Annotated in this window: 12 protein-coding genes; 5 read left to right on the forward strand and 7 right to left on the reverse strand. The window is 60.2% G+C overall.

Features of this window, described 5'->3' with window-relative positions; genetic code table 11:
- The first annotated feature begins 378 nt into the window (after positions 1-378).
- The gene (locus AC07S6_RS20565; protein ID WP_495112919.1) at positions 379-2,634 is read left to right on the forward strand and encodes an Orn/Lys/Arg family decarboxylase; all 2,256 of its coding nucleotides are present in this window, start codon (positions 379-381) and stop codon (positions 2,632-2,634) included.
- Positions 2,635-2,654: 20 nt separating this feature from the next.
- Positions 2,655-3,224: a GNAT family N-acetyltransferase gene (locus AC07S6_RS20570; protein WP_019820276.1), complete on the forward strand. Its 570-nt coding sequence runs from the start codon at positions 2,655-2,657 to the stop codon at positions 3,222-3,224.
- A 4-nt stretch (positions 3,225-3,228) separates the two neighbouring features.
- On the opposite strand, the gene AC07S6_RS20575 is transcribed toward AC07S6_RS20570, so the two are convergent.
- Positions 3,229-4,137 carry a LysR substrate-binding domain-containing protein gene (locus tag AC07S6_RS20575; RefSeq protein ID WP_495112920.1) on the reverse strand — a complete coding sequence of 303 codons (909 nt, stop codon included), beginning with the start codon at positions 4,135-4,137 and terminating at the stop codon, positions 3,229-3,231.
- 183 nt (positions 4,138-4,320) lie between these two features.
- On the opposite strand from AC07S6_RS20575, the gene AC07S6_RS20580 reads away from it, so the two are divergent.
- Positions 4,321-4,659 carry a hypothetical protein gene (locus tag AC07S6_RS20580; RefSeq protein WP_198862080.1) on the forward strand — a complete coding sequence of 113 codons (339 nt, stop codon included), beginning with the start codon at positions 4,321-4,323 and terminating at the stop codon, positions 4,657-4,659.
- 49 nt (positions 4,660-4,708) lie between these two features.
- Here AC07S6_RS20580 and AC07S6_RS20585 read toward each other — a convergent pair whose 3' ends face one another.
- Entirely contained in the window at positions 4,709-4,945 is a 237-nt protein-coding gene (locus AC07S6_RS20585) for a hypothetical protein (RefSeq protein WP_032874044.1), read from the reverse strand.
- A gap of 228 nt (positions 4,946-5,173) precedes the next feature.
- Here AC07S6_RS20585 and AC07S6_RS20590 point away from each other — a divergent pair, with 228 nt between their 5' ends.
- Positions 5,174-5,731, forward strand: a complete 558-nt coding sequence (locus AC07S6_RS20590) for an NADPH-dependent FMN reductase (RefSeq protein ID WP_073452303.1) — start codon at positions 5,174-5,176, stop codon at positions 5,729-5,731.
- Between the two features lie 113 nt (positions 5,732-5,844).
- Here the strand turns inward: AC07S6_RS20590 and poxB are convergent, their stop codons facing one another.
- The 4 genes from poxB to AC07S6_RS20610 form a co-directional block, all read right to left on the reverse strand.
- A complete protein-coding gene (gene poxB, locus AC07S6_RS20595) occupies positions 5,845-7,569 on the reverse strand; it encodes a ubiquinone-dependent pyruvate dehydrogenase (protein WP_495112921.1) in 1,725 nt (574 codons plus the stop codon).
- Between the two features lie 78 nt (positions 7,570-7,647).
- Complete coding sequence (locus AC07S6_RS20600) at positions 7,648-8,880, reverse strand: NADH:flavin oxidoreductase/NADH oxidase family protein (RefSeq protein ID WP_495112922.1); 1,233 nt, start codon at positions 8,878-8,880, stop codon at positions 7,648-7,650.
- Positions 8,881-9,087: 207 nt separating this feature from the next.
- Positions 9,088-9,582, reverse strand: coding sequence for a DUF934 domain-containing protein (locus AC07S6_RS20605; RefSeq protein ID WP_003190711.1), 495 nt, complete (start codon positions 9,580-9,582; stop codon positions 9,088-9,090).
- The gene (locus AC07S6_RS20610; RefSeq protein ID WP_003190712.1) at positions 9,566-11,224 is read right to left on the reverse strand and encodes a nitrite/sulfite reductase; all 1,659 of its coding nucleotides are present in this window, start codon (positions 11,222-11,224) and stop codon (positions 9,566-9,568) included. Before AC07S6_RS20610 ends, AC07S6_RS20605 begins: the two co-directional genes overlap by 17 nt.
- Positions 11,225-11,649: 425 nt before the next feature.
- On the opposite strand from AC07S6_RS20610, the gene AC07S6_RS20615 reads away from it, so the two are divergent.
- Positions 11,650-12,717 carry an ABC transporter substrate-binding protein gene (locus AC07S6_RS20615; RefSeq protein WP_495112923.1) on the forward strand — a complete coding sequence of 356 codons (1,068 nt, stop codon included), beginning with the start codon at positions 11,650-11,652 and terminating at the stop codon, positions 12,715-12,717.
- On the opposite strand, the gene AC07S6_RS20620 is transcribed toward AC07S6_RS20615, so the two are convergent.
- Entirely contained in the window at positions 12,714-12,932 is a 219-nt protein-coding gene (locus AC07S6_RS20620) for a DUF2970 domain-containing protein (RefSeq protein WP_019820265.1), read from the reverse strand. The genes AC07S6_RS20615 and AC07S6_RS20620 overlap by 4 nt on opposite strands.
- Positions 12,933-12,970: the final 38 nt, after the last annotated feature.

The raw sequence follows: 12,970 nt of genomic DNA on the forward strand, positions 1-12,970 counted from the left end.
GCCAGACAACGCCTATCGACCTGACGCCCCGCGATCAAATTGTGGGAGCGGGCTTGCTCGCGAATGCGGCCTGACAGTCAACACGGTTGGATTGGATACATCTCCATTCCTGCGGTAACAGCCACTTAGCGTTCCGCTCTGACAGCGGGTCATTTTGGAAAAGCCGGAATGCCGGCCCAGCCCACCCACAGTTTGATCGCGGGGTGTCAGGTAGGTATGGCCCGGTAGGCAGGCCGTCACGGGAGCAAGCTCCCTCGCCACAGGTTCAGCGCCGTACCGAAGTTATGTAGATACCTCTCGACCACCTGTGAAATCTTCATTCGCCACTTTTGCTTCCAGCTTCTACCCTTGTGCAAAGCCTCCGGAGTAAGAGTGCTCATGTACAAAGACCTGAAGTTCCCCGTTCTGATCGTGCACCGTGACATCAAGGCCGACACCGTTGCCGGTGACCGGGTTCGAGGCATCGCCAGGGAGTTGGAACAGGAGGGCTTCAGTATTTTTTCTGCGGTGGACTACGCCGAGGGGCGGCTAGTGGCCGCTACCCATCACGGCCTGGCCTGCATGCTGATTGCCGCCGAAGGCGCCGGGGAAAACACCCATCTGTTGCAAAACATGGTGGAGTTGATTCGCTTGGCGCGCCTGCGCGCACCCAACCTGCCGATCTTTGCGCTGGGCGAGCAAGTCACGCTGGAAAACGCGCCCGCCGATGCCATGAGCGAGCTCAACCAGCTGCGCGGCATTCTTTATCTGTTCGAAGACACTGTGCCGTTTCTGGCGCGCCAGGTCGCCCGCGCCGCACGCACGTACCTGGATGGCCTGTTGCCGCCGTTCTTCAAGGCGCTGGTGCAACACACCGCCGATTCCAATTATTCCTGGCACACCCCCGGTCATGGCGGTGGCGTGGCCTATCGCAAAAGCCCGGTGGGGCAGGCGTTTCATCAGTTCTTTGGGGAAAACACCCTGCGCTCTGACTTGTCGGTGTCGGTGCCCGAACTGGGCTCGCTGCTCGATCACACCGGGCCTTTGGCCGAAGCCGAGGCACGCGCCGCGCGCAACTTTGGCGCCGACCATACGTTCTTCGTGATCAACGGCACGTCCACCGCCAACAAGATCGTCTGGCATTCCATGGTGGGGCGTGATGACCTGGTGCTGGTAGACCGCAATTGCCACAAGTCGGTGTTGCATTCGATCATCATGACCGGCGCGATCCCGCTGTACCTGTGCCCGGAGCGCAACGAGCTGGGGATCATCGGCCCGATCCCCCTGAGCGAATTCAGCCCTGAGTCGATCCGCGCCAAGATCGACGCCAGCCCCTTGACCCGTGGGCGACCACCGAAAGTGAAATTGGCGGTGGTGACCAACTCCACCTATGACGGCCTGTGTTACAACGCCGAACTGATCAAGCAGCAACTGGGCAACAGTGTCGAGGTGCTGCATTTTGATGAGGCCTGGTATGCCTACGCCGCCTTTCACGAGTTCTTCGCCGGGCGTTATGGCATGGGTACCTCGCGCACGCCGGACAGCCCCTTGGTGTTCACCACCCACAGTACGCATAAGTTGCTGGCGGCATTCAGCCAGGCGTCGATGATCCACGTACAGGACGGCGGCGCACGGCAACTGGACCGTGACCGCTTCAATGAAGCCTTCATGATGCATATCTCCACCTCGCCGCAATACAGCATCATCGCGTCGCTGGATGTGGCCTCGGCAATGATGGAAGGCCCGGCCGGGCGCTCGCTGCTTCAGGAAATGTTCGACGAGGCCTTGAGTTTTCGTCGCGCCCTGGCCAACTTGCGCCAGCATATCGCGGCCGAAGACTGGTGGTTTTCCATCTGGCAGCCACCCTCGGTCGCGGGCATCGACCTGGTCGCCACAGCGGATTGGTTGTTGCACCCTGGGGATGAGTGGCATGGCTTTGGCGACGTGGTAGAGGACTACGTGCTGCTGGACCCGATCAAAGTCACGCTGGTGATGCCTGGCCTCAACGCCGGTGGGGCCTTGAGCGAGTGTGGGATTCCCGCTGCAGTGGTCAGCAAGTTCCTCTGGGAGCGCGGGCTGGTGGTGGAGAAGACTGGGCTGTATTCGTTTCTCGTGCTGTTTTCCATGGGCATTACCAAAGGTAAATGGAGCACCTTGCTCACCGAGCTGCTGGAGTTCAAGCGTAGCTACGATGCCAATGTCAGCCTGGCCAGTTGCTTGCCGTCGGTGTATGCCCAAGGCCCGGCACGTTATCAAGGCCTGGGGCTGCGCGACCTTTGCGACCAGTTGCACAGCTGTTACCGTAGCAATGCCACGGCCAGGCACCTCAAGCGTATGTATACGGTATTGCCGCAAATCGCGATGAAACCCGCCGATGCCTACGACCAGTTGGTCAGGGGCGAGGTGGAGGCGGTCTGCATCGATGCCTTGGCAGGACGCATCGCCGCCGTGATGCTGGTGCCATACCCGCCGGGCATACCACTGATCATGCCCGGCGAACGCTTCACCGAGTCAACCCGTTCAATCATCGATTACCTGGCATTTGCCCGCACGTTCGATAGCAGTTTCCCCGGTTTTGTCGCGGATGTGCATGGGCTGCAACACGAAGATGACGGCAGTGGCCGTCGTTATACCGTCGACTGCATCAAGGGTTAAGGAAGTCTATGCAAGCTGTAATGAACCCGAAGTATCCAGGGCTCAGTGTGCGAGTCGCCGACGAAGGTTTTGACGCCTATGTGTGGGGCAATGATTTCAGCTTTGAAGTCAGTGCCTATGGGGTGCCGCAAATGGGCCAGCGCGTCGAACAATGGCCGGTGGAAAAAGTGCTGCCGTACCGCAAGTGCTATGGCATCGACCCGGAAGAATTCGCCAGTTTTCGTGACGCCGCCGACAGCTCGATCTTCATGGCGTACCTGGATGACCGCGCAGTGGGGCATATCGTGGTCAGCACCAACTGGAACGGTTTCGCCCATGTTGACGAGCTGGCTGTGGCGTTACCGGCGCGTCGACATGGCGTGGCCAAGTCGTTGTTGGACGTGGCGCAGTTCTGGGCTCGCAAGAAGAACCTGCCGGGCATGATGCTTGAGACCCAGAACAACAACCTCGGCGCCTGTCGCCTGTATGAGCGTTGTGGCTATGTAATGGGCGGCATCGATCAACTGCGTTATCGCGGGATTGACCCGCAAACCCGCGAGGTGGCGATTTTCTGGTATCGGTTGTTCAAGGCGCAAGTGGAGGCGGTCTGACCTCCTACAGGGGCTTGGTGTCGTTGCCAAGCAGGCTTTCGGCTTTCTGGATGACGATCTCCAGCAGCGCATTCAATGCCGGGGAGGGCGCAGCGTCTTTCAAGGTCAACGCATACAGGCTGACCACTATCGGTGGTGACACCGGGCACGCATCAAGCCCGGACTCGCGTGCACCCAAGGCGGTGAACGGGTCGACAATCGCCAGGCCTTCTCCGGCTTCCACCAGGCCGCGCATCATCGGGTAGGTTTGTACGCGCGTCTGCACCACGGGCACCGGCCGTAGGGTATGCAGCTTGGCGTCCAGCAAACGGCTAAGCGGGTCATGGCCTTCAAGGCCGATCAACGATTGGCCGGCCAACTCCTGCAGCGCAATGTACTTTTGCTTGGGCTTGAGCCAGCCATGGGGGGCCAGCAACTGCAATTTGCCTTGGGCCAGCACCGTGCTCTGGATATGGGGGTGTTCTGGGTCATGCAGGCTCAGGCCCACATCGGCTTCATGCAACAGCAGGCTGTTGATGATCTCGCCAACTGGCCGGCTCGACAGGTTGCACGGCATGTCCTGGAAGCGTCGACGCAGCGCGGCAATGCTCTGCGGCAACAGTTGGTTGGCCAACGGCGGTGTGCAGAGGGCGCGCAGGGGCGGAGCATGATGGTGTTTCAAGCGGCTGGCAAGGCGTTGCAACGGCTCCAGGGCTTCATACAGAGTTGTGATTTGTGCCTGCAACTCCAGGGTTTCCCGCGTGGCCTGCAAGCGCCCGCGCACGCTGGCGAACAGCATGAAGCCCAGTTGCTGCTCGGCATCCTTGAGGGTGGCGTCTACATCGCCCACGGGGAGTTGCAACCACTCGGCGGCGGTGCCGAGGTGGCCGGTCTGCAAGATGGCCTGAATCACTTCGATATGACGTAAACGCATGGCCGGAGTCTATGTGCAGTGCGCAGGGGATTCAATGGCGCAGGCCTTCGTGCGCAAAAAAGACTGCCGGGGTCGTCCCGGCCTATGGCGCTCAGCCAGGACCCCATTAGAATGGCGGGTCTGATCAGCAACGACCCCTGCCGGTTTGCCGGTACTTAAAATAAAAAACAGGTCTGGTCTCATATGCCTCTACCCTCGACTTTCTTCGGGGTAACGGCCAAGCAACTCGTGGTCCTGGTGACCGTGGGAGGCCTGGCGGCTTACTTCTTCAATCATCAGGATGAACCGACGCCGGACAATCTCGCACTGGAAGCCTTTATTCGCTCCCAGCAACAGGTGGGCGAGCAGGTGGGCGCAGTCGTGGAGATCAACCTGGTCAGGGAGGTGGAGGCTTACCCCGCGTACAATGCGGCAGGTTACAAGCGCTCGATGTTTACCGTGCAAGGGGAGCACGGCCAAGTGCTGGTAACGCTCAAGCAAGACGAGCAGGGCATAGAGGTGACGCAGATCCGCCGCCCATGAACGTCCCCAGCCCAGCCACCAGGACTGAGCAGGTGAACAAGGCAAGCGCTTACGATGCCAGAGTGGTTTCGGACTCGCGCACGAGAATGGTGCCCGACTGGATCAGTTTGAATTCATCACCTTCCAGCTTTTCCACACGGTCGCCAATGGCCAGCTTGTAGGTCGTGGTGGGCGTCGATCCGGCCAGGTCGCCTTGCGCCGGGTTGGATTCCTGAAACTCATGCACCGAATAAACGCGGCCTTCCGCGTCTCTGGCATGAAACTGTCCAACAAGTACTGCAGCCATCTGTTTAGAACCTCTGGAGATAAACACTCGATTTGCGGTTCTGTAGACCGTCAGGGAGCGGGGTAGTTTACCTATAAGAAAAAAATACTATTCGCTGATATTTTTCAGACGCTTCCTACGCAAGTGCTTGCAAGGAAAACGTCGAGGGAATCCGCACAACCCTCTGGTGAACGCGCCGCGAAGCCTCTATAACTACAAGCTCCTTTATTCAGAAGTCGGGAAACCTCAATGAGCAAGGTCTACACGATTGCCGTCCTGGTGGGCAGCTTGAGAAAAGAGTCGATCAACCGCAAGGTCGCCCTGGCCCTGGCCGAACTGGCCCCTGCCAATCTCAAGTTGAACATTGTTGAAATCGGCGACTTGCCGCTCTACAACGAGGACATCGACGGTGCAACACCGCCCGCAGCCTACAGTACTTTCCGCAAACAAGTGAGTTCATCCGACGCGGTGCTGTTCGTCACCCCCGAATACAACCGCTCCGTGCCGGCGGCCTTGAAAAATGCCATTGACGTGGGCTCGCGCCCATACGGGCAGAGCGCCTGGAGTGGCAAGCCGGGGGCGATCATCAGCGTGTCGCCGGGTGCCATTGGCGGTTTTGGCGCCAACCACCATTTGCGCCAGTCCCTGGTGTTCCTGGATGTGTGGTGCATGCAACAGCCGGAAGCCTATCTGGGCGGGGCAGGCAGTGTGTTCGATGAGGCGGGGAAGGTGTCGGACAAGACCAAGCCGTTCCTGCAGGCATTCATCGATGCCTACGGTAAGTGGGTAGAAAAACAGAAGGATTGATTTGGCAATGCGCTCAAATGTGGGAGCGGGCTTGCTCGCGAAGGCGGTGGTTCAGCAGAGACATCATCGGCTGATACACCGCCTTCGCGAGCAAGCCCGCTCCCACAATGGGTTTATCGCAGCCAGTTGGTCCGCGCCAGCTCTATCACCTCATCGCCACGCCCGCTCATCACCGCCTTGAGCATGTACAGGCTGAACCCCTTGGCCTGTTCCAGCTTGATGCTCGGCGGCATCACCAGTTCCTGAGTGGCGGTCACCACATCCACCAACACCGGGCCATCGTGGGCCAGGGCTCGGCGCAGTGCCGGCTCCAGGTCTTCGGATTGCTCCACACGTATGCCCAAAATGCCCATGGCATTGGACATGGCCGCGAAGTCCGGGTTTTTCAGCTCGGTGCCGGTGTCCAGGTAACCCGCAGCCTTCATCTCCATGGCGACGAAGCCCAGGGACGAATTGTTGAACACCACGAGTTTGACCGGCAATTGCAGTTGCGCCAGGGAAATGAAATCCCCCATCAACATGGTGAAACCACCGTCCCCGGACATCGAGATCACCTGCCGTCCAGGGAACGCCGCCTGGGCGCCGATAGCCTGAGGCATGGCGTTGGCCATCGAGCCATGGTTGAACGAGCCGATCAGCCGGCGCTTGCCGTTCATCTTCAGATAACGCGCTGCCCACACGGTGGGTGAGCCGACATCGGCGGTAAAGATCGCATCATCATCGGCCAGTTCGCTGAGCAAGCGCGCCACATACTGGGGATGGATTGGCCGGCCGGCCTTGGACGGTTGCGCCAGGTCATCCAGGCCTTGGCGGGCCTTTTCGTAGTGCTTGAGGGAGGTCTCGAGGAAGCTGCGATCGGTCTTGCGGGTCAGGCGCGGCAACAGCGCGTCGATGGTTTCACTGACGTCGGCGGCGATGCCCAAATCCAGGGTCGCACGACGCCCCAGGGCTTGGGGGTTGCGGTCCACCTGGATGATCCTGGCGTCGGTCGGGTAGAACTGGCGATAAGGGAAGTCGGTGCCGAGCATGACCAAGGTGTCGCAATCGAGCATGGCGTGGTAGCCGGAGCTGAAACCGATCAGGCCGGTCATGCCGACGTCGAACGGGTTATCCCACTCCACATGCTCCTTGCCCCTCAGTGCGTGCACCACCGGCGCGCCGAGGGCGTCGGCCAGCGCCACCACTTGATCGTGGGCACCGGCACAGCCGCTGCCACACAGCAGAGTGACTTTCTCGCTGCTCCGGAGCATGTCGGTGAGGCGCTGCAAGTCCTGCTCAACCGGCAGGGTGCGCGGTGCGTGCAAGGCCGGCCACGGCTTGAGCTTATCTTCCACCTCCAGCAGCGACACATCCCCCGGAATCACCACCACCGCCACGCCTCGGTTAAGAATCGCCGAACGCATGGCACGGTGCAGGACATGGGGCATCTGCTCGGGGTTGCTCACCAGCTCGATAAAATGGCTGCACTCCTTGAACAGTTCCTGGGGATGGGTTTCCTGAAAGTAATTCAGGCCAACCTCCGATGACGGAATCTGCGCGGCAATCGCCAGCACCGGCACATGGTTGCGATGGCAATCGAACAAACCATTGATCAAATGCAGGTTGCCCGGCCCGCAACTGCCGGCGCACACCGTCAACTCGCCGGTGGCCGCCGCTTCGGCACCGGCAGCGAAGGCGGCGACCTCCTCGTGGCGCACATGCATCCACTCGATGCTGTCCATGCTGCGCAGGGCGTCGGTCAGGCCATTGAGGCTGTCGCCGGTGAGCCCCCAGATACGCTTGATACCCGCTTGTTCCAGGGTGGTCGCCAACTGCTGGGCCAGGTTGATTTTCGCCATGAGGAACTCCAATCGTCAGTGAGGTTGAAAAACTGCTGATCAGTAGGGGACAGTTCAATCACGGCGAATGCTCCGCCTTTAATGTGAAGATTGCGTCATGCTTGCGCGGTATTGCCGCGTACGCCGCGCGATAAACCACTGGTCACACGCCAGTGCCAGCCAGGGCGCAACGTTGGGGTTGGGCAGGCGGCCGCGGCTCAGACGGCGCATCTGGTCGCGCACCACGGCGAGGGTGGCGAGGGCGGCCAGGGGTTTGCGCTTCCATTCCATGGGCCGCAGTTGTGGGTTGAGGTCGCGACCTTCACGCCACTGTTTGATCAGTTGCGGCTCCAGGGTCAGGGCGGTGGCGATGCCGGCCATGGCGATGCCGCTATCCAATACTTGCTGGACCACCGGCAAGCGGCGAATACCTCCGGTCACCATCAGTGGCATGGTGGCGATGCTCGCCATTTGTGTGGCGAAATCCAAAAAGTAGGCTTCACGGGCCAAGGTGCGGCCGTCCCGCGCCTCACCTTGCATGGCCGGCGCTTCATAGCTGCCGCCGGACAACTCAAGCAAATCGATCGGCAGTGTATTGAGCATCTCCACTACTGCGCGCGCATCGGTCTCATCGAAGCCGCCGCGCTGGAAGTCTGCGGAATTGAGCTTTACCGACACACAAAATGAAGGGCTGACGCTGGCACGTACGGCACGGACGACCTCCAGCAACAGGCGTGCGCGGTTTTCCAAGGGGCCGCCCCAGCGGTCGGTGCGATGGTTGCTCAAGGGCGAGAGAAATTGGCTCAACAAATAACCATGGGCACCGTGGATCTGTACGCCGTTGAACCCGGCTTGCTCGGCCAGGCGGGCGCTGGTGGCGAAGCGCTTGATGACGTCCTGGATGTCGTCTTCGGTCATGGCCTTGGGTTTGGCGAACATCTTGGAAAAACTGCCCACATCCAGCGCAATAGCCGAGGGGGCCAACGCTTGTTGACCGAGGTTGGCCATGGTCTGGCGGCCCGGATGGCTGAGCTGTACCCAGAAGTGCACACCTTTGGCCCGGGCTACGTCGGCCCATTCACGAAAACTGGCCAGGTGTTGCTCGTTTTCTAGCGCGACACCGCCAGGGCCGGTCATGGCGCGGCGGTCGATCATCACGTTACCGGTCAGCAGCAGGCCGGGTTCGCCGTCGGCCCAGGTCTTGTACAGCTGCTTCAACGCTTTGGACGGTGCCTGATGCAGGTCCGCCATATTCTCTTCCATCGCGGCCTTGGCGATGCGGTTGGCGATGACTTGGCCGTTAGGCAGTTGCAGCGATTCGAACGGTGACATGGGTTAACTCCTGAGCAGGGGAGGTCTCAGGCTAAGCTTAAAGTTAACTTTAATGTCAAGCGGGAGTCGATCACGAAGGATTGACGGGCGACGGAACTGTAGGAGCGAGCTTGCTCGCGAAGAACGCGAGGGCGCCACTACAGCCAGGCGACCTGCGTTATCGTTCAGGTTTTTCGCGAGCAAGCTCGCTCCTACAGGGACAAGGTGTCAGCGGCGGCGGAACAGCGGCAAAGGTTCATCGGTGGCCGCTTGATAGGTCACCGAGAAATCCTTGAGGCTTTCCAGCGCTTCGTACGGGTCTTTGTCCGCGCGCAAGGCGAAGGCATCGAACCCGCAGCGGTGCAGGTAGAACAGTTGGTCACGCAGCACGTCGCCAATGGCCCGCAGTTCACCCTTGTAGCCATAACGGTCACGCAGCAGGCGGGCATTGGAGTAGTTGCGCCCGTCGGTGAAGGCCGGGAAGTTCAGGGCGATGACCTGAAAATGCTGCACGTCATCACCGATTTCTTCGGCTTCTTCATCGGCGTCCAGCCACACGCCCAGGCCGCCATCGCGGGCCTTGAGGGCATGGCCGTGCTCGCGCCACAGTGCCAGCGGCACGATCAGGTCGTCGCAGTTGGAGATGCCGTCGAAGCTCGCGTCCTTGGGCAGCAGGTGCCAGGTTTCGTCGACGACTGCGTTGTTCTTAATGATTCGCTGCATAGACACGCTCCTTGAACAGGTCGATGCCGATGCGCTGGTAGGTGTCGATGAAGCGCTCATCTTCGGTACGCTGTTCGATATACACGTCGATCAGCTTGCCGATCACCTCTGGCATGGCTTCCTGGGCGAAGGATGGGCCGAGGATCTTGCCCAGGCTCGCATCGCGGCTGGCGCTGCCACCCAGGGACACTTGGTAGAATTCTTCGCCTTTCTTGTCCACGCCCAGGATGCCGATGTGGCCGACGTGGTGGTGACCACAGGCGTTCATGCAACCGGAGATGTTCAGGTCCAGCTCGCCGATGTCGAACAGGTAATCCAGGTCGTCGAAACGGCGTTGGATCGACTCGGCAATCGGGATCGACTTGGCGTTGGCCAGGGAGCAGAAGTCGCCGCCCGGGCAGCAGATGATATCGGTCAGCAGGCCGATGTTCGGCGTAGCAAAGCCGCCTTCGCGCAGTTCGCCCCACAGGGTGAACAATTGGCTTTGTTCAACGTCCGCAAGAATGATGTTCTGCTCGTGGGAGGTGCGCAGTTGGCCAAAGCTGTAGCGCTCGGCCAGGTCGGCGACGGCATCCAGCTGCTTGTCGGTGATATCGCCAGGGGCAACACCGGTGGGCTTGAGCGACAGGGTCACTGCCACGTAGCCGGGCTTCTTGTGCGCCAGGGTATTGCGCGTGCGCCAGCGGGCGAAACCTGGGTGTTGCTGGTCGAGTGCGGCCAGCTCGGCGTCCTGATTGCTCAGGGCCTTGTACTCAGGGTCGACGAAGTGTTTTGCGACGCGGTGCACTTCGGCTTCGGTCAGGGTGGTCTGGCCGCCGCGCAGGTGTTCCATTTCGGCATCGACTTTCTGGGCAAACACCTCAGGGGTCAACGCCTTGACCAGGATCTTGATCCGGGCCTTGTACTTGTTGTCGCGACGGCCATAGCGGTTGTAGACCCGCAGGATGGCGTCGAGGTAGCTCAACAGGTCCTGCCACGGCAGGAACTCGTTGATGAACGCACCGACCACCGGGGTACGGCCCAGGCCACCGCCGACCAATACGCGAAAGCCCAGCTCGCCGGCGGCGTTGTACACCGGCTCCAGGCCGATGTCGTGTACTTCGATGGCCGCACGGTCCGAGGTCGAGCCGTTGATGGCGATCTTGAACTTGCGCGGCAGGTAGGCGAATTCGGGGTGGAAGGTGGTCCACTGGCGCACGATTTCACACCATGGCCGTGGGTCGATCAGCTCATCGGCAGCGACGCCGGCAAATTGGTCGGTGGTCACGTTGCGCAGGCAGTTACCGCTGGTCTGAATGGCGTGCATCTGCACGGTAGCCAGTTCAGCCAGGATGTCCGGCACATCTTCCAGGGCTGGCCAGTTGAACTGCACGTTCTGGCGCGTGCTGATGTGGGCATAGCCTTTGTCGAAGTCGCGGGCGATCTTGGCCATCATTCGCGTCTGGCGCGACGTCAGTTGGCCATAGGGCACGGCCACCCTCAGCATCGGCGCAAAGCGCTGAACGTAAAGGCCATTTTGCAGGCGCAGAGGGCGGAACTCTTCTTCGCTCAGTTCACCTGCTAAGTAGCGTCGGGTCTGATCACGGAACTGCTTGACGCGGTCCTCGATGATGCGCTGATCGTATTCGTCGTATACGTACATATAGGTCCTGTTCTCGGCAAATCTGCGCGCACGGCCGCGCACTCCCAACGGAGCCGGCGCACGATAACAGTTTGCGTATATGCGCAAAAGTGATGTTTGGGTATATGTAAATAACCAAACTGACTAATGAGAACCGTTATCGCCATACCCACATTTGTCACAGGGACAACTCTGGTCTTTACTGTGATCGAGTCTTAGTGCAGTCACCTATAAAACCGACAAGAGGCGATGCGATGAGCAATTCCACCAAAGCCCGTAAACCCGACAGTACCGTGGATGCCTGGGCCATTTTATTTTTGATCATCCTGGTGGTGGGAACCGCCGTGTTCTGGGTTAGCCACCAGTAAAGCTGCGGGTTGATTGAACCTCGATTGAATGTCTAATTGCCACTATCATGGCGCTCTATATTCAAGGTTCAGACAACCATGTTGAAGGTTCTGATGACGTGTGTGTGGTTGCTGGGGTCGGCGTACGGGGCCATCGCCCAGGCTGCGTCGGTGGTGTTTCTCAACCCTGGCCGGTCTTCGGAAACCTTCTGGGTCAGTTATGCGCAATTCATGCAGGCCGGCGCCAAGGACCTCGGCCTGGATTTGCGTGTGCGCTATTCCGAGCGTGACAACCAAGTCACCCTGGCCCATGCGCGAGAGGCACTGCTGGGCGATCAGCGGCCCAACTACCTGGTGCTGGTGAATGAGCAATACGTTGCCCCGCAAATCATGCGCATGGCCCAGGGCAGCGGGGTGAAATTACTGATCGTCAACAACGCCCTGACGCCCGACCAGACGCAGCTCTTGGACGCCTACCACGACACCCGGTTGATCGGCAGCATGGTCGCGGACGACGAGCAGGCCGGCTACCTGATGTTGACCGACTTGTTGCGCCAACACGGGCCGATCGCTTCTGGCGCAACGCTGGACCTGCTGGCATTTTCCGGTGCCAAGACCACACCGGCGGCGCAGTTGCGTGAACAGGGCCTGCGCCGCGCCCTGGCCGAACATCCGCAAGTGCGCCTGCGCCAGTTGGTCTACGGTGAATGGAACCGCCAGCGCGCCTACGAACAAGCCACGCAGATGCTCAAGCGCTATCCACAATCGGCGCTGGTGTGGTCGGCCAATGATGAGATGGCATTGGGCGCCATGCAGGCCCTGCAAGACAGCGGTCGGGTACCGGGCAAGGATGTGTTGTTCAGTGCGGTCAACAGTTCGCCGCAGATCCTTGCAGCACGCCTGGACGGGCGCCTGAGTACGCTGGTGGCGGGGCACTTCACCCTGGGCGGCTGGGCAATGGTGTTGATCCATGATGAGGCCAAGGGTGTCGATATCGGCGCCCGTGGCGGTCGCAACCGCCAACAGGCCTTGTTCCAATTGATCGATGTTGCCCAGGCACGGCGCCTGATGGGGCCCATGCGGTCGGTGGAATTTCGCGCACTGTCGGCGGTGGGCAAGCCCCCGTCCTACCGTTACCCGTTCAGCTTGCAACTACTGCTGCGTTAAACCCCGGCCAGGTGCAGCACCAATTTGACGATGCCAAATAAGGTCAAGGCAAACACCACCGTAAACAGGATGCCCAGCATTACAAAGTGGCTAGGCTTGCCGTGGGTAAAATCGCGGGCGCGGTTCTTGCCGCTTTGCACACCAAAAGCCGCCGCCATCACGCTGTGCAGCATCTGCCAGAAGGTCGGCGGCTTGTTATCGATTGGGTCGTCCATACAGCCCTCGTCAACGGGGTCATCGTACAGAGCATAGA

The organism is Pseudomonas sp. GW821-FHT07B01 (assembly GCF_059419065.1).

Coding starts and splice junctions, on each gene's coding strand:
- AC07S6_RS20565 (WP_495112919.1), top strand. CDS start 379: ATGTACAAAGACCTGAAGTTCCCCGTTCTGATCGTGCACCGTGACATC.
- AC07S6_RS20570 (WP_019820276.1), top strand. CDS start 2,655: ATGAACCCGAAGTATCCAGGGCTCAGTGTGCGAGTCGCCGACGAAGGT.
- AC07S6_RS20575 (WP_495112920.1), bottom strand. CDS start 4,137: ATGCGTTTACGTCATATCGAAGTGATTCAGGCCATCTTGCAGACCGGC.
- AC07S6_RS20580 (WP_198862080.1), top strand. CDS start 4,321: ATGCCTCTACCCTCGACTTTCTTCGGGGTAACGGCCAAGCAACTCGTG.
- AC07S6_RS20585 (WP_032874044.1), bottom strand. CDS start 4,945: ATGGCTGCAGTACTTGTTGGACAGTTTCATGCCAGAGACGCGGAAGGC.
- AC07S6_RS20590 (WP_073452303.1), top strand. CDS start 5,174: ATGAGCAAGGTCTACACGATTGCCGTCCTGGTGGGCAGCTTGAGAAAA.
- poxB (WP_495112921.1), bottom strand. CDS start 7,569: ATGGCGAAAATCAACCTGGCCCAGCAGTTGGCGACCACCCTGGAACAA.
- AC07S6_RS20600 (WP_495112922.1), bottom strand. CDS start 8,880: ATGTCACCGTTCGAATCGCTGCAACTGCCTAACGGCCAAGTCATCGCC.
- AC07S6_RS20605 (WP_003190711.1), bottom strand. CDS start 9,582: ATGCAGCGAATCATTAAGAACAACGCAGTCGTCGACGAAACCTGGCAC.
- AC07S6_RS20610 (WP_003190712.1), bottom strand. CDS start 11,224: ATGTACGTATACGACGAATACGATCAGCGCATCATCGAGGACCGCGTC.
- AC07S6_RS20615 (WP_495112923.1), top strand. CDS start 11,650: ATGTTGAAGGTTCTGATGACGTGTGTGTGGTTGCTGGGGTCGGCGTAC.
- AC07S6_RS20620 (WP_019820265.1), bottom strand. CDS start 12,932: ATGGACGACCCAATCGATAACAAGCCGCCGACCTTCTGGCAGATGCTG.